Annotated in this window: 21 protein-coding genes; 19 read left to right on the top strand and 2 right to left on the bottom strand. The window is 42.1% G+C overall.

Annotated features, from left to right (window positions below):
* Nucleotides 1-35: 35 nt before the first annotated feature.
* A complete protein-coding gene (rpsT, locus tag HCJ54_RS06885) occupies nt 36-290 on the bottom strand; it encodes a 30S ribosomal protein S20 (protein ID WP_036065130.1) in 255 nt (84 codons plus the stop codon).
* A gap of 244 nt (nt 291-534) precedes the next feature.
* Between rpsT and lepA the strand changes: the two genes are divergently transcribed.
* The 16 genes from lepA to era all read left to right on the top strand — a co-directional run bounded on the left by lepA (nt 535) and on the right by era (nt 16,710).
* Complete coding sequence (lepA, locus tag HCJ54_RS06880) at nt 535-2,358, top strand: translation elongation factor 4 (protein WP_036065126.1); 1,824 nt, start codon at nt 535-537, stop codon at nt 2,356-2,358.
* Between the two features lie 86 nt (nt 2,359-2,444).
* Nucleotides 2,445-3,572 carry a radical SAM family heme chaperone HemW gene (gene hemW / locus HCJ54_RS06875; protein ID WP_187137115.1) on the top strand — a complete coding sequence of 376 codons (1,128 nt, stop codon included), beginning with the start codon at nt 2,445-2,447 and terminating at the stop codon, nt 3,570-3,572.
* A gap of 135 nt (nt 3,573-3,707) precedes the next feature.
* The gene (hrcA, locus tag HCJ54_RS06870; protein WP_036065124.1) at nt 3,708-4,745 is read left to right on the top strand and encodes a heat-inducible transcriptional repressor HrcA; all 1,038 of its coding nucleotides are present in this window, start codon (nt 3,708-3,710) and stop codon (nt 4,743-4,745) included.
* A gap of 14 nt (nt 4,746-4,759) precedes the next feature.
* A complete protein-coding gene (grpE, locus tag HCJ54_RS06865; protein WP_187137114.1) occupies nt 4,760-5,332 on the top strand; it encodes a nucleotide exchange factor GrpE in 573 nt (190 codons plus the stop codon).
* A gap of 54 nt (nt 5,333-5,386) precedes the next feature.
* A complete protein-coding gene (gene dnaK / locus HCJ54_RS06860; protein WP_187137113.1) occupies nt 5,387-7,225 on the top strand; it encodes a molecular chaperone DnaK in 1,839 nt (612 codons plus the stop codon).
* Between the two features lie 151 nt (nt 7,226-7,376).
* A complete protein-coding gene (dnaJ, locus tag HCJ54_RS06855) occupies nt 7,377-8,519 on the top strand; it encodes a molecular chaperone DnaJ (RefSeq protein ID WP_187137112.1) in 1,143 nt (380 codons plus the stop codon).
* Between the two features lie 72 nt (nt 8,520-8,591).
* Nucleotides 8,592-9,533 (top strand): 50S ribosomal protein L11 methyltransferase, encoded by a 942-nt coding sequence (prmA, locus tag HCJ54_RS06850; protein ID WP_187137111.1) that lies wholly within the window; start codon nt 8,592-8,594, stop codon nt 9,531-9,533.
* A 2-nt stretch (nt 9,534-9,535) separates the two neighbouring features.
* A complete protein-coding gene (locus tag HCJ54_RS06845) occupies nt 9,536-10,288 on the top strand; it encodes a 16S rRNA (uracil(1498)-N(3))-methyltransferase (protein ID WP_187137110.1) in 753 nt (250 codons plus the stop codon).
* A 216-nt stretch (nt 10,289-10,504) separates the two neighbouring features.
* On the top strand, nt 10,505-10,678 hold the full coding sequence (rpsU, locus tag HCJ54_RS06840) for a 30S ribosomal protein S21 (RefSeq protein WP_036061859.1): 174 nt from the start codon (nt 10,505-10,507) through the stop codon (nt 10,676-10,678).
* A 20-nt stretch (nt 10,679-10,698) separates the two neighbouring features.
* Nucleotides 10,699-11,145: a GatB/YqeY domain-containing protein gene (locus HCJ54_RS06835; protein WP_036065113.1), complete on the top strand. Its 447-nt coding sequence runs from the start codon at nt 10,699-10,701 to the stop codon at nt 11,143-11,145.
* Between the two features lie 223 nt (nt 11,146-11,368).
* Complete coding sequence (locus HCJ54_RS06830; RefSeq protein ID WP_185409111.1) at nt 11,369-12,331, top strand: PhoH family protein; 963 nt, start codon at nt 11,369-11,371, stop codon at nt 12,329-12,331.
* Between the two features lie 36 nt (nt 12,332-12,367).
* Nucleotides 12,368-14,551 (top strand): HD family phosphohydrolase, encoded by a 2,184-nt coding sequence (locus HCJ54_RS06825; protein ID WP_187137109.1) that lies wholly within the window; start codon nt 12,368-12,370, stop codon nt 14,549-14,551.
* Nucleotides 14,548-15,027, top strand: a complete 480-nt coding sequence (gene ybeY / locus HCJ54_RS06820; protein ID WP_185525234.1) for an rRNA maturation RNase YbeY — start codon at nt 14,548-14,550, stop codon at nt 15,025-15,027. The genes HCJ54_RS06825 and ybeY overlap by 4 nt, the downstream gene beginning before the upstream one ends.
* Nucleotides 15,005-15,391 carry a diacylglycerol kinase family protein gene (locus HCJ54_RS06815; RefSeq protein ID WP_187137108.1) on the top strand — a complete coding sequence of 129 codons (387 nt, stop codon included), beginning with the start codon at nt 15,005-15,007 and terminating at the stop codon, nt 15,389-15,391. The genes ybeY and HCJ54_RS06815 overlap by 23 nt, the downstream gene beginning before the upstream one ends.
* Before the next feature lie 15 nt (nt 15,392-15,406).
* The gene (locus HCJ54_RS06810; RefSeq protein WP_187137107.1) at nt 15,407-15,805 is read left to right on the top strand and encodes a cytidine deaminase; all 399 of its coding nucleotides are present in this window, start codon (nt 15,407-15,409) and stop codon (nt 15,803-15,805) included.
* Nucleotides 15,802-16,710 (top strand): GTPase Era, encoded by a 909-nt coding sequence (era, locus tag HCJ54_RS06805; protein ID WP_187137106.1) that lies wholly within the window; start codon nt 15,802-15,804, stop codon nt 16,708-16,710. Before HCJ54_RS06810 ends, era begins: the two co-directional genes overlap by 4 nt.
* Nucleotides 16,711-16,774: 64 nt before the next feature.
* Here era and HCJ54_RS06800 read toward each other — a convergent pair whose 3' ends face one another.
* Nucleotides 16,775-17,464 (bottom strand): DUF4352 domain-containing protein, encoded by a 690-nt coding sequence (locus HCJ54_RS06800; protein ID WP_187137105.1) that lies wholly within the window; start codon nt 17,462-17,464, stop codon nt 16,775-16,777.
* Nucleotides 17,465-17,586: 122 nt separating this feature from the next.
* Between HCJ54_RS06800 and recO the strand changes: the two genes are divergently transcribed.
* From recO to glyS, 3 genes are all read left to right on the top strand, one after another.
* Nucleotides 17,587-18,366: a DNA repair protein RecO gene (recO, locus tag HCJ54_RS06795; RefSeq protein ID WP_185409104.1), complete on the top strand. Its 780-nt coding sequence runs from the start codon at nt 17,587-17,589 to the stop codon at nt 18,364-18,366.
* A gap of 418 nt (nt 18,367-18,784) precedes the next feature.
* Nucleotides 18,785-19,675, top strand: coding sequence for a glycine--tRNA ligase subunit alpha (gene glyQ, locus HCJ54_RS06790; protein ID WP_036065103.1), 891 nt, complete (start codon nt 18,785-18,787; stop codon nt 19,673-19,675).
* Nucleotides 19,668-21,734, top strand: coding sequence for a glycine--tRNA ligase subunit beta (gene glyS, locus HCJ54_RS06785; RefSeq protein ID WP_187137104.1), 2,067 nt, complete (start codon nt 19,668-19,670; stop codon nt 21,732-21,734). The genes glyQ and glyS overlap by 8 nt, the downstream gene beginning before the upstream one ends.
* Nucleotides 21,735-21,745 lie beyond the last annotated feature (11 nt).

The raw sequence follows: 21,745 nt of genomic DNA, 5'->3' as shown, positions 1-21,745 counted from the left end.
ACGACAGTGCGATGTTTTTGCGATTTACAATCGTATTATTTAGCTAGTTTTTTAGCTAAGCGAGATTTATTGCGTGCTGCATTGTTTTTGTGAAGTAGACCTTTGCTAACCGCGCCGTCTAATTTTTTACTAGCTTCAACATATAGATCTTTCGCGTTGTCTGCATTGTTTTCTACAGCTTGTTCGAATTTCTTAACAGCTGTACGCATCGCAGTACGTTGAGATGTGTTGCGGCTGTTGCGAGTTTCAGTTGTTTTTACACGTTTGATTGCTGATTTAATATTTGGCATTTCATTCACCTCCGCCCAAAATTATGAGGTAGTATCTATAATATATACCATACCCTTCAAAATTACACTAGAACAAATGTTATTATACCTAAACACAGCAGATATTGCAATATTACTTTACTAATTTATTTATTTTTTTGTAAAAAAAGTCGGAAGTGATTGAAAATAGCGAGCGCGACTGATATAATCTATCTTAGCTTGCCATCGTTTTAATAAGATGAGTTCGAATTCGGGAGCTGGAGAAATGAAGAAAGAAGAAATGCTAGAAAGACAAAAGAAAATAAGAAATTTTTCGATAATAGCACATATTGATCATGGTAAATCAACGCTTGCCGATCGTATTTTAGAAATGACAAATGCGCTCACACATCGTGAAATGAAGGCGCAACTGCTCGATTCGATGGATTTAGAACGAGAACGTGGTATTACGATTAAATTGAACGCGGTGGAATTATCGTATACAGCCAAAGACGGCGAAACATATATCTTTCACTTGATTGATACACCAGGGCATGTCGATTTCACATATGAGGTATCGCGTAGTTTAGCAGCATGTGAGGGTGCTATTTTAGTAGTGGACGCGGCACAAGGTATCGAAGCGCAAACACTTGCTAATGTTTATCTGGCGCTCGATAATGATCTGGAAATTATGCCGGTTATTAATAAAATCGATCTTCCAGCTGCAGAACCAGAACGGGTTCGCGCGGAAATTGAAGATGTGATTGGACTCGACGCATCGGATGCTGTCCTTGCTTCCGCGAAATCAGGGATTGGTATTGAAGATATTCTAGAACAAGTCGTTGCAAAAATTCCTGCACCAACGGGAGATATTGATGCTCCGTTAAAAGCGCTTATTTTTGACTCTGTTTTTGATGCCTACCGTGGTGTTATCGCGAATATTCGTGTGATGGAAGGCTCCGTGAAGGCTGGCGACAAGATTCGGATGATGGCTAATGGGCGTGAATTTGAAGTAACTGAGGTTGGGGTATTTACTCCGAAGTCAACACCAAGAGACCAATTGATGGTCGGGGATGTTGGGTATTTAACGGCTGCAATCAAGAACGTTAGTGATACGAGTGTTGGGGATACGATTACGCTTGCCAACAATCCGGCAGCAGAAGCATTACCTGGTTACCGGAAGTTAAATCCGATGGTGTACTGCGGTTTGTACCCGATTGATTCAGCAAAATACAATGATTTACGTGATGCTCTTGAAAAATTAGAATTAAATGACTCGGCATTACAATATGAAGCAGAAACTTCTCAGGCGCTTGGCTTTGGTTTCCGTTGTGGGTTCCTTGGTTTGCTCCATATGGAAATTATTCAAGAACGGATTGAGCGGGAGTTTAACATTGATTTGATTACAACGGCACCGAGCGTTATTTATCACGTGAACTTGACAGATGGCTCGAAGGCGGTTGTTGATAATCCTGCTGAAATGCCAGAACCAGGTGTGATTGATTCTGTGGAAGAGCCTTATGTCAAAGCAACGATTATGGTGCCAAATGATTATGTTGGTGCGGTAATGGAGCTTGCGCAGAATAAGCGTGGGAACTTTATGACGATGGAGTACCTCGATGATATCCGTGTGAGCGTTATTTATGAAATGCCACTTTCAGAGATCGTATATGACTTTTTCGATCAGTTGAAATCCGGTACAAAAGGCTATGCGTCGTTTGACTATGAGCTGATTGGCTACCGTGAATCGAAACTTGTGAAAATGGATATCGTGCTAAATAATGAGAAAGTCGATGCGCTTAGCTTTATTGTACACAGAGACTTCTCTTATGATCGCGGAAAAATCATCGTTGAAAAACTAAAAGAACTCATTCCGAGGCAACAGTTTGAGGTGCCAATCCAAGCAGCGATCAGCACGAAAATTGTGGCACGTTCAACGATTAAGGCGCTCCGTAAAAACGTATTGGCTAAATGTTATGGCGGAGATGTATCCCGGAAACGGAAACTTTTAGAAAAACAAAAAGAAGGTAAGAAACGTATGAAGTCCATTGGTTCCGTAGAGGTACCACAAGAAGCCTTCATGGCAATCTTGAAAATGGACGATAAATAAAGAATCGGCGGAAAAAGCGACTTTAACTTGTTCACGTGGAGCATGCGAAGTTCGCTTTTTCTCCTTAAAGAAAAGAGTGTATAAAAATGACTGCCGTATATATCCACATCCCTTTTTGCGAACATATTTGTTATTATTGTGACTTCAATAAGGTTTTTTTAGAGGGGCAACCAGTCGATGAATATGTTGATTTATTGATTAAAGAGATGGAAATGGTGACTGACAAGCAATCGATGGACCCTGTGGAGACTGTTTTTGTGGGGGGAGGAACACCGACGACGCTTACCGAGGCGCAGTTAGCTAAGCTTTGTTCTGCTATTTTGCGGATTTTTCCAATCGTGGAAGGGGCGGAGTTTAGTTTTGAAGCGAATCCAGGAGATCTTTCCCTAAGCAAGTTGCAAGTCATGAAAGACCATGGTGTGAATCGGCTTAGCATGGGGGTTCAGAGTTTTAATAATGTATTGCTCAAGAAGATTGGGCGCATCCACACAGTCGATGATGTTTACCAGTCGGTGAATAACGCTAAGCAGGTAGGTTTCGAGAATGTCAGTATTGATCTTATTTTTAGTTTGCCTGGTCAGACAGAGGCGGATTTCGATGACACATTAACGAAGGCGCTTGCTCTGGATTTACCGCATTACTCGGCGTATTCGCTCATCATCGAGCCGAAGACAATTTTCTACAACTTGATGCAAAAAGGAAAGCTCCTCCTCCCTGGTGAGGATGCGGAGGCGAATATGTATGAAACATTGATGAACACGATGGAAAAGCATGGTCGCAAGCAGTATGAAATCAGTAATTTTGCGAAACCGGGCTTTGAAAGCAAGCACAATATCGTTTATTGGAGCAACGAGCACTACTATGGTTTCGGTGCTGGGGCGCATGGCTATGTGGGCGAAAATCGCTATGCGAACTACGGCCCATTGAAAAAATACATGCAACCGCTACAAAATAACGAATTACCGATCTTTCAACAAAAAGAGTTAACCTTGAAAGAAAAGATGGAAGAGGAGATGTTTCTCGGCTTGCGAAAAGTCGCTGGAGTGGATAAGGCGCATTTTCAAACGAAATTTGGTCAGTCATTAGATACAACATTTGCACATGCCATCGATAAAACGATCACAAAAGGGTGGCTAGAATCGACGCAAGAAAGTGTGCGACTCACGAGAAGAGGGCGCTTTTTGGGCAATAACGTTTTTCAAGAATTTTTATAGTTGCGCTTGGTTTCGGCTAATTACTACTTTAGTCTGAAATCGAGTGTTTTTTGTTGACAGCAGACAATCGGAGTGGTAAATTTATAATTGTATTTAGCACTTAAACCTATCGAGTGCTAAAAAGAGGTGATAGATATGTTAACCGAGAGGCAATTGTTGATCTTTCGTGCCATTATCGACCATTTCATCGAGACTGTGCAACCAGTTGGATCTAAGAATTTGCTGAAGGAGAATAATTTACCGTTTAGCTCAGCGACGATCCGTAATGAGATGAGTGTGCTAGAAGAATATGGATTTATTGAAAAGACGCATTCTTCATCAGGACGTATCCCATCTGAGAAAGGTTATCGTTTTTACGTGGATTATTTACTTGAGCCACAGAAGTTGAAGAAGCAGGATATTATGTCTGTTCAATCGCTTTTTTCAGAGACTTACTTTGAAATGGAGCAGCTTATTCAAAAGTCAGCCTTGATGTTATCTGATTTAACGAATTATACATCGATTTTACTCGGTCCTGCGTCAAAGCAGAATCGATTGAGTGGTTTCCGATTTGTACCAATCAACAGAAATCAAGCGATGTTAATTCTGATTACTGATCAAGGTCATATTGACAACCACGTGGTAACAATTCCAGAAACGATGACACCGAGTGATATGGAGCGAGTCGTCAACATTTTAAATGAGCGCTTAGTTGGGCTCCCGATTGATCAAATGAATTCGATGATTCCAGCAGAAGTGTCCGATTTACTGCGAAGCAACGTGGTAAATCATGAGTTAATGCTTTCGATTTTGAAGGATTCGTTCCAACAAATCAGTAAGGAAAAAGTGTATTTTGGCGGGAAAACTAATATTTTGAACCAGCCAGAATTTCACGATTTTGCCAAGGTACGAGAATTGCTACGGTTGATGGATCAGGAAAAAGATGTTTACCAGCTCTTTTCTGACATACCTCAAGGCCTTCATGTTAAAATTGGTACGGAGATAAATAACCATTTGATGGACGATTGCAGCATTATTACTGCGACGTACAGCATTGCCAATGAACATGTAGGAGGCATCGTCCTCCTAGGCCCGACACGGATGGAATACGACCGCATGATGGGCTTAGTTGACCTAGTAAGTCGGGATTTAACAACGGTGTTAACAAGGCTTTATCATGATAATCAAAAATAGAAGAGGTGACAAACGTGTCTGAACAAAAGAACAAAAAAGAAAAAGTAGCGCAAGAAATCGAAAAAGAAGCGGCAGAGGAACTTAGTGTCGTGGAAGAAGAGATGGAAGCTCACAATGAAGAAGTCGAAAACAAAGATGAGAATCGTTTGCTTGAGTTGGAAGAAAAATTAGAAGCATCTGAGGATCGTTACTTGAGACTCCAGGCTGATTTTGAAAATGTGAAAAAACGTAACATCGCGGAGCGTACGGCGAATCAGAAATATCGTTCGCAAAGTATCGCGGAAGAACTTTTGCCAGCGCTGGATGGTTTCCAAAAAGCACTGGACACGCAAAGTGACTCGGAACAAATGGAGGCACTCTTGACGGGTATGAAGATGGTCTATGGTCAAATCATGACAGCACTTGAAAAAGAAGGCTTGGAAGAAATCCCAGCACTCGGCGAGCAATTTGACCCGAACGTCCATCAAGCGGTCATGCAAGATAGTGATGAAACAAAAGAAAGCAATGAAATCACGATGGAATTACAAAAAGGATACAAGTTGAAAGACCGTGTCATCCGTCCATCGATGGTAAAAGTAAACCAATAAAACAAGAATCCAGTTGCATATAAGCAGTTGGTAACAATAGGAGGAAATTAAATTATGAGTAAAATTATCGGTATTGACTTAGGAACTACAAACTCTGCAGTGGCAGTATTAGAAGGCGGAGAAGCAAAAATTATACCAAATCCAGAAGGCGCACGCACAACACCATCTGTTGTCGGCTTCAAAAACGGTGAACGTCAAGTTGGGGAAGTTGCGAAACGTGCGGCGATCACAAACCCTAATACGGTAGCATCAATCAAACGCCACATGGGTACAGATTACAAGGAAACGGTAGAAGGTAAAGACTATTCCCCACAAGAAATCAGCGCAATTATTTTGCAATACTTAAAAGGTTACGCGGAAGACTACCTTGGTGAAACAGTAGACAAAGCGGTTATCACAGTTCCAGCATATTTCAATGATGCACAACGCCAAGCAACAAAAGATGCTGGTAAAATCGCAGGTCTTGAAGTAGAGCGTATTATCAACGAGCCTACTGCAGCAGCACTTGCTTACGGTATGGACAAAATCGATAAAGACCAAACAATCCTTGTTTTCGACTTAGGTGGCGGTACTTTTGACGTATCTATTCTAGAACTTGGCGATGGCGTATTCGAAGTTCATTCAACAGCCGGCGATAACTTGCTTGGTGGGGACGACTTTGACCAAAAAATTATTGATTTCCTAGTCGCTGAATTCAAACGCGATAATGGCATTGACCTTTCTAAAGACAAAATGGCATTACAACGCTTGAAAGATGCTGCTGAAAAAGCGAAAAAAGATCTTTCTGGTGTGACTAGCACGCAAATTTCCCTACCATTTATTACGGCTGGAGAAGCTGGCCCACTTCACTTAGAAGTAACGCTTACTCGCGCTAAATTTGACGAATTAACACATGATTTAGTAGACCGTACGATTGCACCGACACGCCAAGCGCTTAAAGATGCTGGGCTTTCTGCAAGCGATATTGATGAAGTTATCCTTGTTGGTGGTTCGACTCGTATTCCAGCAGTACAAGAAGCAATCAAAAAAGAACTAGGCAAAGAGCCGCATAAAGGTGTAAATCCAGATGAAGTTGTAGCGATGGGTGCGGCGATTCAAGGTGGCGTCATCACGGGTGACGTGAAAGACGTTGTACTTCTAGATGTAACACCACTTTCTCTAGGCATTGAAACAATGGGTGGCGTAATGACTCCACTTATCGAACGTAACACAACGATTCCGACATCGAAATCACAAACATTCTCGACAGCAGCTGACAATCAACCAGCAGTAGACATTCATGTATTGCAAGGTGAGCGCCCAATGTCGAAAGATAACAAAACACTTGGTCGCTTCCAATTAACAGATTTACCACCAGCACCACGCGGTATCCCGCAAATCGAAGTTTCTTTTGACATCGATAAAAACGGTATCGTAACAGTTCGTGCGAAAGACCTTGGAACTGGTAAAGAGCAAAATATCGTGATCAAATCTTCTTCAGGTTTAACAGACGAAGAGATTGAAAAAATGGTGAAAGACGCAGAATTAAATGCAGAAGAAGATAAGAAAAACAAAGAAAACGCAGAACTTCGTAACAACGCCGATCAATTAGTGTTCACTGTTGATAAAACATTGAAAGAATTAGAAGGCAAAGTAGACGAAGAAGAAGTGAAGAAAGCAGAAGCGGCTCGTGATGAATTGTCTGAAGCCCTTAAAGGCGAAGATTTCGACGTAATCAAAGAGAAAACAGATGCGTTAAACGAGATTGTCCAAGCGCTATCTGTTAAGTTGTACGAGCAAGCAGCGGCAGAACAACAAGCAGCACAAGGTGAAAATCCTGAAGCTGCTGCAAACGACGATGTTGTAGACGCTGAGTTTGAAGAAGTAAAAGATGACGACGCAGAGAAAAAATAAGTATTAAGAAATAGTGGGGATGAAGAGTCAAAGTCTAACTGGCTTTGGCTTTTTCCCGATTTTTTTAGGAAATCATTGTTTTACTTCGCTAAAACATATGTTACAATACGTTAAGAGAAATACGAGAAGGACAAGGAGTGAGACGCAAAAAATGGCAAAACGTGATTATTATGAAGTGCTTGGCGTTTCCAAAGGCGCCTCGGCAGATGAGATAAAAAAAGCTTATCGTAAGCTATCGAAGCAATACCATCCAGATATTAACAAAGAAGCTGGCGCTGATGAGAAATTTAAAGAAATATCCGAAGCATACGAAGTTTTAAGTGACGCATCTAAGCGCGCACAGTATGACCAATATGGACATGTTGACCCGAACCAAGGATTTGGTGGTGGCGGTTCATACGGAGGCGGCGGCTTTGGCGGTCAAGGTTTCGGTGGATTTGAAGATATTTTTGATACATTCTTTGGCGGTGGTGGTTCCTCTCGGCAAGACCCGAATGCACCTCGTCAAGGGAGTGACATGCAGTACACGATGCGTTTGAAATTCAAAGAAGCGATTTTTGGTAAAGAAGTGGAGATTGAAGTGCCACGGGAAGAAAGCTGTGATACGTGTGACGGAAGTGGTGCGAAACCAGGCACACATCCTGAAAAATGTTCGCACTGTGGCGGAAAAGGTTCGGTGAACGTCGAGCAAAACACGCCATTTGGTAGAATCGTCAACAAACGGACTTGCCAATATTGTAACGGTACTGGGAAAGAGATCAAAGAAAAATGTGATACATGTCATGGTTCTGGTCGGGTAACGAAGAAGAAGAAAATCAAACTAAAAGTGCCTGCTGGTGTGGATGATGGGCAACAAATGCGCGTTGCTGGCGAAGGTGAAGGTGGCGTTAACGGCGGACCAAACGGTGATCTTTACGTTGTCTTCGTCGTGGCACATGATGAATTCTTTGAACGCGAAGGAAGCGATATTTATGTGGAGGTTCCACTGACGTTCGTTCAAGCCGCACTCGGCGATGAAATCGATGTCCCAACCGTTCATGGCAAAATTCGACTGAAAATCCCTGCTGGTACGCAAACTGGTACGACTTTCCGCTTACGCAACAAAGGTGTTCCGCATCTTCGCGGTAACGGAACTGGTGATCAACACGTCATCGTCAAAGTGATCGTTCCGAAAAAACTGGATGAGAAGCAAAAAGACATTTTACGTGAATTTGCGACAACGACAGGTGATAAAGTAGACGAAAACAGCGAAGGTTTCTTCGATAAGATGAAAAAAGCTTTTAAAGGTGAATAAATAGATAAGAAGGCTCGGATATTGCGTATTCAGTAATGCCGAGCCTTTTAACTTAGAAATGAGGCGTTCAAAATGAAATGGTCAGAGATTGAGATTCGCTCTGTAAACGAGGCGGTAGAGCCAATTACATATGCATTAAATGATTCAGGAGCCAGCGGGGTTTCCATTGAGGATTCCGCAGATTTGACACGCGAGCATGAGGATCGTTTCGGTGAAATTTATGATTTGCAAGCTGCCGATTATCCAGCAGAAGGCGTGATTATCAAGGCTTACTTTTTAACGACGGACGATTTTTTAGAGAGGGTTCCACAGATCGAGGCTCGTATCCGCGGTTTGGCCCAGTTTGATATACCGCTTGGAGACCTTACTTTTCAGGTAAATGAGGTCAATGATGAAGAATGGGCAACAGCTTGGAAAAAATACTATCATCCGGTTAAAATTACGGATCGAATTACCGTTGTTCCGACTTGGGAGGACTACACGCCGGAAAATGCGGATGAAATGATTATTGAGCTCGATCCGGGTATGGCATTTGGAACAGGGACGCACCCGACGACACAACTCTGCGTACAAGCGCTCGAGAAAATCGTGAAGCCTGGCGATGAAATCATTGATGTCGGTACAGGTTCCGGCGTTTTGAGTATTGCTAGTGCAAAACTTGGGGCGAAAAGTGTTTTGGCTACGGATCTTGATGAGGTGGCTGTTCGTGCGGCTCGCGAAAATATCGCGCAGAACCATTGTGAAGACATCGTCACTATCCAGCAAAATGATTTATTAAAAGGTATTGATCAAAAGGCGGATATCATTGTAGCCAATATTTTAGCAGAAGTCATTTTACTGTTTCCAAAAGATGTGCATGCAGCGCTAAAACCGAATGGAATTTTTATTGCGTCTGGTATTATTGAACCGAAACGTGAAATTGTGACGGAAGCATTGATTGAAGCAGGTTTAACGGTATATCATGTGGAACAAATAACAGATTGGGTAGCTATTTACGCCAAGCGAGGTGAATAAAGATGCAACGATATTTTATTGATGAAATCAAGGATGATACCGCGATAATAACGGGAGATAATTTTCATCATATTGTTCGGGTTATGCGAATGAAACTGGAGGATCAAGTATATCTTGTCACTCCAGACGAACGTACGGCGATTGCTAGTATTAAAGAGCTAGGTGAAGATTTTATACGCTTAACCGTCTTAACATGGAAGAACGAGTCTTCTGAGCTTCCTATCGCTATCACCATCGCGAGTGGTTTGCCTAAAGGTGATAAGTTAGAATGGATTACTCAAAAAGGGACAGAACTTGGTGCAAAGCAATTTTTATCTTTCCCGGCAAAACGTTCTATTTCCAAGTGGGACGGTAAAAAAGCGAAGAAAAAAGTAGAGCGCTTAGACAAAATTGCGTTAGAAGCTGCTGAACAATCACATCGTCATTTTGTCCCGCATTTCCGACATTTAGAGTCGTTTCAAGCGCTGGTAGAGGAAATTGCGAATTACGATCACGTCGTTGTTGCCTATGAAGAGAGTGCCAAATCGGGTGAGAGATCCGCATTAGCCACACTTTTTGGCAAGGTGAAGCCTGGAGAATCTGTGCTCGCGATTTTCGGTCCGGAAGGTGGTTTTGCAACGGATGAGGTGGATAAATTAGCAGCACATCAAGCCGTGCAAGTGGGGCTAGGACCTCGTATCTTGCGTACAGAAACGGCGCCACTTTATTTTTTAGGAGCGGCTTCGTATGCGTTTGAACTTTCCAAAAATGGGTAAAAGGGAAGTAGATTGTTAGCATCTTTCGAAAATAAATCAGCAAAAGTTAACGATTGCATATTGACTCGCCTAGCCGTTTGGTTTATAATTTCTAGTGAGTGAATGCAAATAGTATGTGCATTACTTTGGACTCATTCACAGGCTAGTCTTGTGCGAGGTGTTCAAATAGCTTAGGACATCCTTGTCCATTTAAGTGTCGGAGGGAGGGAAAGAGAGATGTCAAAAACAGTAGTTCGTAAAAACGAATCGCTTGAAGATGCTCTTCGTCGCTTTAAACGTACTGTTTCCAAAACAGGTACAATGCAAGAAGTTAGAAAGCGCGAATTTTATGAAAAACCAAGCGTAAAACGTAAAAAGAAATCAGAAGCAGCAAGAAAACGCAAATTCTAATCGAAGGGACGAAATAAAGCATGAGTCTCCTTGACCAACTGAATGAGGATATGAAACAAGCGATGCGCGCGAAAGAGAAAGATAAACTTTCCGTTATCCGCATGTTGAAAGCGGCTTTGCAAAATGAAGCCATTCGTCTAGGTACAGATGATATATCTCCTGACGACGAAGTGACTATTCTTTCCCGTGAAATGAAACAACGTCGCGACTCTTTGAACGAATTTGAGAAGGCAGATCGCTCTGACCTTGTTGAGAAGTTACAAGAGGAAATCGTGATTGTGGAGAGCTATTTGCCGAAGCAACTTTCCGAGGAAGAAATCGCTGAAATTGTAAAAGTTACGATCGAAGAAGTTGGTGCAACATCTCCAGCCGATTTTGGTAAGGTGATGACCGCTGTAATGCCGAAAGTAAAAGGTAAAGCAGACGGAAACGCAGTAAACAAATTCGTGAAACAATATCTTTCATAAACAAAATCAAAAGAGCTGGGAAACTGGCTCTTTTTTTGCTGGAATGGTTCCATTATACTCGAGTATAAGTGCGAATAAGGTGAGCGGTGAATCATTTAAAAGAGTAGAGTAAACGACAGAGTAAGATTCATTTACATAGACACGCCGAATAATACCAAAATCACGCGCTTTCGTGTATAATGTAGTCACACGAAGTTAATTTTAGAGTGAAGGGGTTATTTGGATGCCAACAGATCACGAGAATAGAAAGATTGCTCTAGCAGAGGGATTTGATGCTAGGGAACTGTTTGGAAATAACGATGCACATATAAACTTAATTGAAGAAGCGTTCGAATTACAAATCATCACTCGCGGGGAATCGATTACTTTGCAAGGATTAGAAGTAAATGAAGCGCACGGAGCAGCGGTTTTGGAAGCGCTAATCAGCGTGATATTAAAGGGAATTCATGTCGATGAGCGCGATGTAACCCAAGCAATAAAAATGGAACAAAACGGTACTGTAGCTTATTTTTCAAGTCTCTATGATGAGGAAATTACGGTAAATGCAAAAGGTAAAATGATTCGGCCGAAAACATTTGGACAGCGTAAATATGTTCGTACGATCGATAAATATGATGTTGTTTTTGGGATAGGTCCTGCGGGAACGGGGAAGACTTACCTAGCTGTCGTGAAGGCTGTGGCTGCTTGGAAGAAGGGAACTGTGAACAAAATTATTTTGACACGTCCGGCGGTAGAGGCTGGAGAAAGCCTTGGCTTTTTACCAGGGGATTTGAAAGAGAAGGTAGATCCTTACTTGCGACCTGTATACGACGCGCTTTATGATATTTTTGGTGTGGAGCATACAACGCGGTTGATGGATCGCGGTGTGATTGAAATTGCGCCGCTTGCTTATATGCGCGGGCGAACGCTCGATAATGCTTTTGTCATTTTGGATGAGGCACAAAATACGACGGTTGCGCAGATGAAAATGTTTTTGACGCGGCTCGGTTTTGAATCCAAGATGATTGTAAATGGTGATACGACTCAGATCGATTTGCCAAAGGGGGCTACGAGTGGACTTGTGAATGCGGAAACCGTACTCCGAGATGTTAAAAATATTGGTTTTGTGTATTTTGAGCATTTTGATGTGGTTCGTCATCCGCTTGTTGCCGAGATTATTAAAGCTTATGAAGGTAAGTTGAAGTAATTGGTGTTTCAAAAATCTTGATCAAAGGGGGCACATATGAAGTATACGAAAAAATGGACGGCTTGGTATTACAAAACGGGGAAAAAGTATGTAACTCCAGTCATTCTGATTTGCTTTTTCATCATTGCCTTCGTACTTATTTGCCAGATGGTCAAGCCGGAATCCTACAATGTAAAGTTATTTGAAGTGGCTGAAAAGACGATTCGTTCGCCGCAAACGATTGAAGATACGCAGAAAACGACAGAAGAACAGACAAAAGCGGCAACAGATGTTGATGATGTGTATGTTTTCAACCGAGAAACGGCACAAAATCGGGAATCGCTTGTTAGATCGCTGTTTGCCTACGTGGCTGAGGTCAATCAAGCGGCAGCAGAAAATGATGCGAAAGCGAAGAAAGCGGCGGAAGATGCCGATAAACCACTGCCAAGGTCGACATCTCTTGATCAAAAGTTGGCCTCTTTAAAAGAAAAGCTTTCTAAAGACGTATCGGAAAATATTATGGACGGCGTGAACAGCGCTATGTTGACAACGTTGCTTCAAATGAATGCGAAAGATTTGCAAGCCGTTGAAAGAGAAGTCACCGGTGCGCTTGAAGTGGCGATGGATCAAAGCGTTCGTAAAGATAATATGACGGATGTAAAGGTAAGTGCGCGCGACACGATCGAGCTTTCTAGCATACCTGCGAATTATAAGGGGGTTGCGAAGGCCATACTATCTTATGCGATTGTTCCAAATGAAGTGTACAGTGCGGCGCAAACAGACGATAGGCGTAAGGAAGCAGCGGCTAATGTAATTCCTGTGAAAATATTACAAGGACAAGTTATTGTGCAGGAAGGGCAGATTATTGATCGAGAAATTTATCGACAGTTGGCACTACTTCACCTGTTGGATCAAAAAATGCCAATTAAACAGTATGCTGGATTCGCACTTTTATTGTTATCGCTTGGCACGATGCTATATTTTTTCACAAATAAGCAGAAGTCGCTAGATCGGCAAAAGAAAAATCAATATGCGCTTGTCTTCTCTTCCGTTTACATCGGGATTTTGCTGATGTTGATGATTATCCGCTTTTTAGAAGGCGTGGATATTAGTAATATTTCCTTCTTATTTCCCGCGGCATTTGGCCCGATGATTATTAAAATATTACTGAATGAGAAGTTTGCGTTTATGATCACGATTTTTACATCGGTCACGAGTTTCTTCGTTTTTCAAGGGGATGCTACGGCGGCCGTCAATGTTACTGTTTCCACTTTTATTTTGCTTAGTGGGCTCGCAAGTATTGTGGTGTTGCGTGATTATAGCCGACGTTCTGCAATTTTATTGGCAGGCTTTATTGTTGGACTCGCGAACATGGCGTTTGTCTTCTTGCTGTTACTCATCAGTAATGCAGGGCTACTCACGCTTGCGTTTTGGGCGCCGGTTGGGTATGCTTTTCTAGGTGGGATCGGCTCCTTTGTACTTGGCATTGGTATGATTCCATTGTTTGAAACAATGTTTGGGATGCTTACGACGAGTCGTTTGGTGGAACTCGCTAATCCGAATCATCCATTGTTGAAGAAAATTATGATGAAAGCACCAGGAACGTATCACCATAGCTTGATGGTTGCCAATCTGGCGGAGGCTTGTGCGGATGCAATTGGCGGAAATAGTTTACTCGTTCGAGTTGGCTGTTTTTATCATGATATTGGTAAAACATTACGACCACCCTATTTTGTGGAGAATCAGTTACACGGAATTAATCCGCATGATCGATTGACGCCAGAGCAGAGTCGCGATATTATTATTGCGCATACGACGGATGGTGCGGCCATTTTGCGTGATAATCATTTCCCTCAACCAATCATTGACATTGCGCTAGAGCATCACGGGACCACGCTTGTGAAATATTTTTACTATAAGGCGAAGGAAAAAAATCCAGATGTCATAGAAGCGGATTTTCGCTATCCTGGTCCGAAGCCGCATACACGGGAGATTGCGATTATTAATATCTCAGATAGTGTAGAAGCAGCGGTGAGAGCTTGTGATGCACCAACAAAAGAGAAGATTAAGGCGATCGTGGACAGTATTATTGAGGATCGCATGCAGGATAAACAGTTTGTCGAATGTGATATTACGTTTCAAGAAATAGAGATTGTGCGAGCGACGCTATGTGCAACGCTCAATGGGATTTATCATCAACGCATTCAATATCCTGATGATAAGCAAGGAGGAAGACAATGACTTTAGAGCTTGATATGATAGACGAAACAGAAGAATTAGCCCCTGATGCACTGGATTTAGTCGAGGATTTGCTGCAGTTCGCCGCCCAAAAATTAGAGATTCAAAACGACAGCGAATTAGTGGTAACGTTTGTGGATAACGCGCGGATTCAAGAGATTAACCGCGAATATCGTGATAAAGACCAGCCGACAGACGTGATTTCGTTTGCCTTAGAAGAAATGGGTGAAGATGAAACTGAAATTGTGTGGGAAGAAGATATGGAAGCACCGCGAATTCTTGGAGATATTGTTATTTCCACAGAGCGCGCGCTAGAGCAGGCGAACGAGTACGGGCATGGATTCGATCGCGAACTAGGCTTCTTAGCGTTACATGGCCTCCTACACCTTCTAGGCTATGATCATATCGAACCCGAGGATGAAGACGAGATGTTTTCATTACAAAGAGAAGTGTTGAATGCTTATGGACTCGAAAGATAGAGTGAAGGCAACGAGCAATCGGCGCTTTCGAAAATCATTTATCCATGCCGTGACAGGTGTTAAAACAGCGATTTTGGAAGAGCGCCACATGCGTGTCCATATTACTGCTGGAATGATTGTGATTATCTGTGGCGTTTTTTTTAAAGTGACGAAAATGGAATGGTTATTTCTGATCTTCTCGATTTTTAATGTGTTGACGTTTGAAATGATTAATACGGCGATCGAGCGCGCGGTAGACGTGGCGACAGAAGACTTTCATCCTTACGCGAAGAAAGCAAAAGATGTGGCGGCTGGCGCAGTTTTACTAGCCTCTATTTGCTCGGCAGTAGTAGGACTGTTTATTTTCATACCAAAATTATTTTAAAAGGAGCTTTTTTTGATGAAAGAAAATAATTTAATTGACTTGGCAAAGCAGGCGCGCGAAAACGCCTACGTGCCTTATTCTAAATTTAAAGTTGGCGCGGCTTTGGTAACGACAGAAGACGAAGTTGTGCTGGGTTGTAATATCGAAAATGCTTCCTATGGTCTGACGAATTGTGCTGAGAGAACGGCGATTTTTAAAGCTGTTTCAGAAGGAAAACACGATTTCAAGAAATTGGTCATTGTGGCGGATACAGAAGGACCAGTGGCTCCATGTGGCGCGTGCCGTCAAGTCATTAGCGAGTTTTGTGCACCCGAAATGCCAGTAGTTTTAACAAATATGAAAGGTGATATCGCGGAAGTTACCGTTTCCGAATTGCTTCCAGGCGCCTTTACACCGGGGGATTTAAATAAATGAGTGATGTTTTCAAATCAGGTTTCGTGGCGATTGTCGGCCGTCCAAATGTTGGTAAATCGACATTGTTAAATCAAATTATTGGGCAAAAAATCGCGATTATGAGTGATAAAGCCCAAACAACACGCAATAAAATCCAGGGTGTTTATACGACAAATGAAGCACAAGTTGTATTCATCGATACACCAGGGATTCACAAACCAAAGCATAAATTAGGCGATTTCATGGTCAAAATCGCGCTTAATACGTTCCGTGAAGTTGATATGATCTTTTTTGTGATTGATGCAGAAGCAGGATTTGGTCGCGGTGATGAATTTATTATTGAGAAGTTGAAAAGAGTAGAGGAAACACCTATTTTTCTATTGATTAATAAAATTGATTTGGTGCAACCAGAAGCATTGTTGGATTTAATTGCAACATATAGCGAGATGCTTGATTTTGAGGAGATTGTTCCGATTTCGGCGCTTCAAGGAAATAATGTTTCGACACTGCTTGAAGAAACGACAAAGCATTTACAAGAAGGACCGATGTACTATCCGGAAGATCAGATTACCGATCACCCAGAACGGTTTATCATTGGCGAATTGATTCGTGAGCAAGTATTGAAATTTACACACGAAGAGGTTCCACATTCGGTTGCAGTTGTGATTGAGGGTATTGAAACTAATCCAGAGACGCAAAAACTGCACATCATGGCTCAAATTATTGTTGAACGCAGTACGCAAAAAGGTATTTTAATCGGAAAACAAGGTCAAATGTTAAAACAAATCGGGATGCGTGCGCGTAAAGAAATCGAGCTTTTGCTAGGATCAAAAGTTTACTTAGAAATCTGGGTAAAGGTTCAAAAAGGCTGGCGTGATAAGGAACATTATCTTCATGATTATGGATTTGATCACGACGAGTATTAATCATAGAACGCAAAAACAGAACTAACTCCAAACAAGTCAGTTCTGTTTTTGCGTTCTATTGTATTTATTTCGCTGCGCCGCTCCATGATACGTCATAGAGTGCTATATGAAACGGACCATCCCCATAAACGTCAAAGTAAACGGTTTTCGTTACCTTAGTGGCAGGTTTTACAATCGCGCGCCAATCTTCTTTATAGGCATTGTCGCCTTCCAGCCCATCTTTATCATAAATTAAGAAGTCATCGGCATAATAGGTGACAGATCGTACTCCTTTATTCTCAATAGTCACTGTTGCTTTCACATAGTATCCAGCCATGGGGCTATTTAATTCTTTGTCGCCTGCCCATTTTTCGATTTTCGTTACATTGACCCAAACGTTATCTTCGAATTCAGCAACTTGGCCTACTTTATACTGGGTATAATCATCGGAAAAATAGTCATAGTCGCCTTCGTCATCATTATCGTACTCGTCATAAGGCTCATCTTCACCACCAGTGTCGTCATATGTGGAGCCGTCCATTAAATTATCATGCATCATCGAACGATCCACGGAGACATCGGAGGCAACACCGCCAAAAATAAGACCACTCACTAAAACACCGCTAAAAATAATACCTAGAAACATCGAAGCAGAGGTCATAATTGCTCCGGGTAACTTATTTTTCCTAACGATTAGTAATATGATACCGACAATCAAACCAGCTAAGCATAAGAATAAGAAAAAACATACAAATAAAATCATTGCTGTTATCATGTAAAAACGCTCCCTTTTTTAGTTCTTATCACCATTGTACAATAGTCATGGCATTAAATAAACGAAAATTTATCTTTTTTTCAAAATGGTGTTGTATAATGGAGGTTAAGGAGTGAAACGAGATGGAAAAATGTGAAGGAATTGTCATTCGAACGACTAATTACCGTGAATCTGATAAAATCGTGGTCATCTATTCTAGAGAATACGGCAAAATCGGTCTGGTCGCTCGTGGGGCAAAAAAAACGAAGAGCAGACTGGCTGCAGTGACTCAGTTATTCACAAATGGTGTTTTCACGTTTTATCCAAATCGTGGGTTGGGCACGTTGCAGCAAGGTGAAGCGATAACCTCTTTTGCATCGATTCAGACGGATATTTTTCTAACAGCGTATGCGACATATGCGTGCGAGTTGCTCGATAAGGCGACAGAGGAACAGCAAGCCAATGGTCCGCTTTACAACTTGTTTTATCAAATTATCCATCATATTGATGAAGGGTATGATCCGCAGGTTTTGACGCAGATTTTTGAGATGAAGATGCTCTCGGTGTTGGGGTTATATCCGACGATGGATCGGTGTGCGATTTGTGGCCAAACAGAGGGGCGTTTTGATTTTTCGGCGTATGCGAATGGGATTGTTTGCCACCGCTGTTTTGAACGAGATAAATACCGGCTTCATATGACGGAAAAATCAGTGAAGCTACTGCGTCTATTTTATATTTTCCAATTGGATCGACTGGGAAATATAAACGTGAAGCAGGAGACGAAAGAAGAGGTACAGCGCGCGATTGACACGTATTATGAACAGTATTCGGGTCTCTATTTGAAAAGCAAGAAGTTCCTCAACAATATGAAAAACTGGGATGAACTATTGAAAAACAAGCCAGAGAAAGAAGATGGCGATTGACTTTTGCGTGAAAATGAGGTAAATTTTAAGATATAATCGAGTAGGTGTGATGACGGAAAACTAGTATTAAAAAGCTCTTTTCTAAGCGAGTTCGGAGATGGTGCAAGCCGAGCGTAAATCTTTTTAAGAAGGCCTTCCTGAGCACGATCGAAATCAAGGTGGGATTTGAGAATGCCCTTTCGTAAACTGTAAAGCAACGCTAAGCCTGTTTTGTATTAAAAATGGGTAAGCGGTAGAAGTTGCTTTACACAGATCGAACAGAATTGGTGGTATGTGAGTTTGCCGCCGATTTACATCGGGTATGCTCTATCCAAATAGGGTGGAACCGCGTGAGTAAGACTCTCGTCCCTATGTTTTCTTTTTTAGGAGGCATAGAGACGAGGGTTTTTATATGCCTAATTTTATGGAGGTGGATTGAATGAATTTACAAACGATGATTCGAACGCTGCAAGATTACTGGTCCGAGCAAGGTTGTATTATGTTGCAGTCGTACGATGTGGAAAAAGGTGCGGGGACGATGAGCCCGTATACCTTTTTAAAGGCGATTGGCCCTGAACCGTGGAAAGCGGGTTATGTGGAGCCTTCGCGTCGTCCTGCTGATGGCCGATATGGGGAAAATCCAAACCGGTTATTCCAGCATCACCAATTTCAAGTTGTGATGAAACCGTCACCGGATAACATTCAAGAGCTATATTTAGGATCACTTGAAAAGCTTGGTATTAACGCGTTAGAGCATGATATTCGCTTTGTTGAGGATAACTGGGAAAATCCATCGCTCGGTTGCGCAGGGCTTGGTTGGGAAGTTTGGCTTGATGGGATGGAGATCACACAATTCACGTATTTCCAGCAAGTTGGTGGACTCGAATGTTCACCAGTGACTTCGGAAATCACGTATGGTTTAGAGCGCTTGGCTTCGTATATTCAGGAAAAAGAAAACGTGTTTGATTTGGAATGGACAGAAGGGATTTCATATCGTGATATTTTCTATCAAGCGGAATATGAGAACTCGAAGTATGCCTTTGAAACGTCAAGTGGTGATATGTTGTTGTCTCTTTTTGATACGTACGAGCGTGAAGCAGGTCGCCAAATGGAGGAAGGGCTTGTTTTTCCGGCGTATGATTATGTGTTGAAATGTTCGCACACGTTTAACTTATTGGATGCAAAAGGCGTCGTGTCTGTGACGGAACGCGCGCAGTATATCGCTAGAATTCGTAATTTGGCGCGTCGCATTGCCAAGACATTCTACAATGAGCGTGAAAAACTGGGATTCCCACTGCTGAAAAAAAAGGAGGGCGCAGATCATGAGTAAAGATTTTCTATTAGAGATTGGTTTAGAAGAAATGCCAGCGAAATACATTACTGCGTCTGTGAAGCAACTACAAGAACGGATTGAAAAATGGCTTGCAGAAAATGATTTGGAATATAAAGCAACGGAAGTTTATTCGAGCCCGCGCCGTTTATCGGTTATTGTGAAAGCGTTAGCTGAAAAACAAGCAGATCGTGTGGAAGAGTCAAAAGGCCCGGCGAAAAAAATCGCGAAGGATGCAGATGGCAATTGGTCCAAAGCGGCGCAAGGTTTTGCAAGAGGGCAAGGTGTTGATCCTGAAACGCTCGAATTCCGCGAAATCAACGGCGTAGAATATATTTATTTAACGAAAGAAGTGAAAGGTGCGGCAACGATAGATTTATTGCCAGAGATGCGCCAAATCATTACTTCGATGACTTTTCCAGTTAGTATGCACTGGGCTGACTATGATATGAAATATATTCGTCCAATTAAATGGCTGATTGCACTGTTTGGAGATAGCGTAATTCCGTTTGAAATAACGAATGTGTCGACATCCAACGAAACGCGCGGGCATCGCTTTCTTGGTGGCTCGGCTTTGATTGCAAGCCCTGCTGATTATGAAGAGACTTTGCTCAGCCAGTTTGTTGTTGCAGATGCAACGAAACGGAAAGCCGCGATTGTAAGCCAAATCAAAGAGATCGAAGGCATGCAAAATTGGACGATTCCAATCGATGAGGACCTGTTGGAAGAAGTAACGAATTTGGTGGAGTATCCGACCGTACTGCATGGTACTTTTGATGAGGCGTACTTGAAATTGCCTGAGGAAGTGCTGGTTACGACGATGAAGGAGCATCAGCGTTATTTCCCAGTGGTTGACGAGGCTGGCAACTTGCGGCCATATTTTATTACTGTCCGTAACGGAAATCACGAACATCTTGAAACCGTTGCAAAAGGAAATGAAAAAGTGTTGCGAGCGCGCTTATCTGATGGAGATTTCTTCTACCAGGAAGATTTAAAAATTACGATTGATGAGGCGGTAGCTAAGCTTGGAAATATTGTTTTCCACGAAAAACTAGGCACGTTAACGGAAAAAATGATTCGGGTGAAAAAAGTAGCGCTAATCATTGCGGAACAACTACAAATGACAGAGGCGCAAAAAGTGAAAATAGCGCGTGCTGCGGATATTTATAAATTTGATTTAGTGACGAATTTAGTCGGTGAATTTCCTGAATTACAAGGTATTATGGGTGAAAAATATGCGCTTTTACAAGGCGAAGGTGCAGAAGTAGCAACGGCGATTCGAGAGCATTATATGCCAACATCAGCGGATGGCGAACTACCACAAAGCGATATCGGAGCACTTCTAGCAGTTGCGGATAAACTAGAAACGTTGACTGGATTTTTCTGTGTGAATATCGTGCCGACCGGTTCTGCGGATCCATTTAGTTTACGCCGTAGCGCACTGGGAATTATGCGCATTATTCAAGCGAAAAACTGGGATATTCGACTGCTTAGCGTATTAGCGGATACGATAGAAATCGAGCGAGCAGAAGGCCTGAACACCATTCCAACTGAAGAAGTTTTCGAACAGGTAGAATTATTCTTGCAAAATCGCTTACGGGCTATTCTTTCTGATCAACAAATTCGTCATGATATTATCGATGCGGTGGTGAGCGCTGGTAGCAATATTGTTCCGGAGCTTATCGAGCGCGCGGAGCTACTCAACAAAAATCGCGATGCCGAGTGGTTCCGTCCAACAATGGAAGCTCTTGCACGTGTTGTCAATATTTCTAAAAAGCATCAAGGCGATGTGACGATTGATCCAGCTCTTTTTGAAAATGAGTCAGAGCAGCAATTATTTGATGCCGTTCAGAAGTTGAAACAAGATTATCCGACATTGGTCATCGTGGATAGATTACGAGCTTTTGCTGCCTTGCGTACAGCGATTGATGCTTATTTTGATAATACATTAGTCATGAGTGACGATGAGGCGGTTCGCAATAATCGTCTGGCATTATTGTTTGAACTTGCGAGTTTTATTAAGGAATTTGCCCAAATTGAAGAAATAAACGTGAAATAAGCATAAGAAAT

This window comes from Listeria grandensis (genome assembly GCF_014322885.1).
Lineage (GTDB): Bacteria > Bacillota > Bacilli > Lactobacillales > Listeriaceae > Listeria_A > Listeria_A grandensis.
The sequence above is the reverse complement of the archived record's forward strand: the minus strand, read 5'-3'. Positions and strand labels throughout refer to the sequence as shown.

Bases quoted from the DNA above. Each gene is read 5' to 3' on its own strand.
- dnaK (WP_187137113.1), top strand. From the start codon at position 5,387: ATGAGTAAAATTATCGGTATTGACTTAGGAACTACAAACTCTGCAGTG.
- HCJ54_RS06830 (WP_185409111.1), top strand. From the start codon at position 11,369: ATGCCAACAGATCACGAGAATAGAAAGATTGCTCTAGCAGAGGGATTT.
- HCJ54_RS06800 (WP_187137105.1), bottom strand. From the start codon at position 17,464: ATGATAACAGCAATGATTTTATTTGTATGTTTTTTCTTATTCTTATGC.
- ybeY (WP_185525234.1), top strand. From the start codon at position 14,548: ATGACTTTAGAGCTTGATATGATAGACGAAACAGAAGAATTAGCCCCT.
- HCJ54_RS06815 (WP_187137108.1), top strand. From the start codon at position 15,005: ATGCTTATGGACTCGAAAGATAGAGTGAAGGCAACGAGCAATCGGCGC.
- glyQ (WP_036065103.1), top strand. From the start codon at position 18,785: ATGAATTTACAAACGATGATTCGAACGCTGCAAGATTACTGGTCCGAG.
- glyS (WP_187137104.1), top strand. From the start codon at position 19,668: ATGAGTAAAGATTTTCTATTAGAGATTGGTTTAGAAGAAATGCCAGCG.
- HCJ54_RS06845 (WP_187137110.1), top strand. From the start codon at position 9,536: ATGCAACGATATTTTATTGATGAAATCAAGGATGATACCGCGATAATA.
- rpsU (WP_036061859.1), top strand. From the start codon at position 10,505: ATGTCAAAAACAGTAGTTCGTAAAAACGAATCGCTTGAAGATGCTCTT.
- lepA (WP_036065126.1), top strand. From the start codon at position 535: ATGAAGAAAGAAGAAATGCTAGAAAGACAAAAGAAAATAAGAAATTTT.
- hrcA (WP_036065124.1), top strand. From the start codon at position 3,708: ATGTTAACCGAGAGGCAATTGTTGATCTTTCGTGCCATTATCGACCAT.
- hemW (WP_187137115.1), top strand. From the start codon at position 2,445: ATGACTGCCGTATATATCCACATCCCTTTTTGCGAACATATTTGTTAT.
- rpsT (WP_036065130.1), bottom strand. From the start codon at position 290: ATGCCAAATATTAAATCAGCAATCAAACGTGTAAAAACAACTGAAACT.
- prmA (WP_187137111.1), top strand. From the start codon at position 8,592: ATGAAATGGTCAGAGATTGAGATTCGCTCTGTAAACGAGGCGGTAGAG.
- HCJ54_RS06810 (WP_187137107.1), top strand. From the start codon at position 15,407: ATGAAAGAAAATAATTTAATTGACTTGGCAAAGCAGGCGCGCGAAAAC.
- recO (WP_185409104.1), top strand. From the start codon at position 17,587: ATGGAAAAATGTGAAGGAATTGTCATTCGAACGACTAATTACCGTGAA.
- era (WP_187137106.1), top strand. From the start codon at position 15,802: ATGAGTGATGTTTTCAAATCAGGTTTCGTGGCGATTGTCGGCCGTCCA.
- HCJ54_RS06825 (WP_187137109.1), top strand. From the start codon at position 12,368: ATGAAGTATACGAAAAAATGGACGGCTTGGTATTACAAAACGGGGAAA.
- dnaJ (WP_187137112.1), top strand. From the start codon at position 7,377: ATGGCAAAACGTGATTATTATGAAGTGCTTGGCGTTTCCAAAGGCGCC.
- HCJ54_RS06835 (WP_036065113.1), top strand. From the start codon at position 10,699: ATGAGTCTCCTTGACCAACTGAATGAGGATATGAAACAAGCGATGCGC.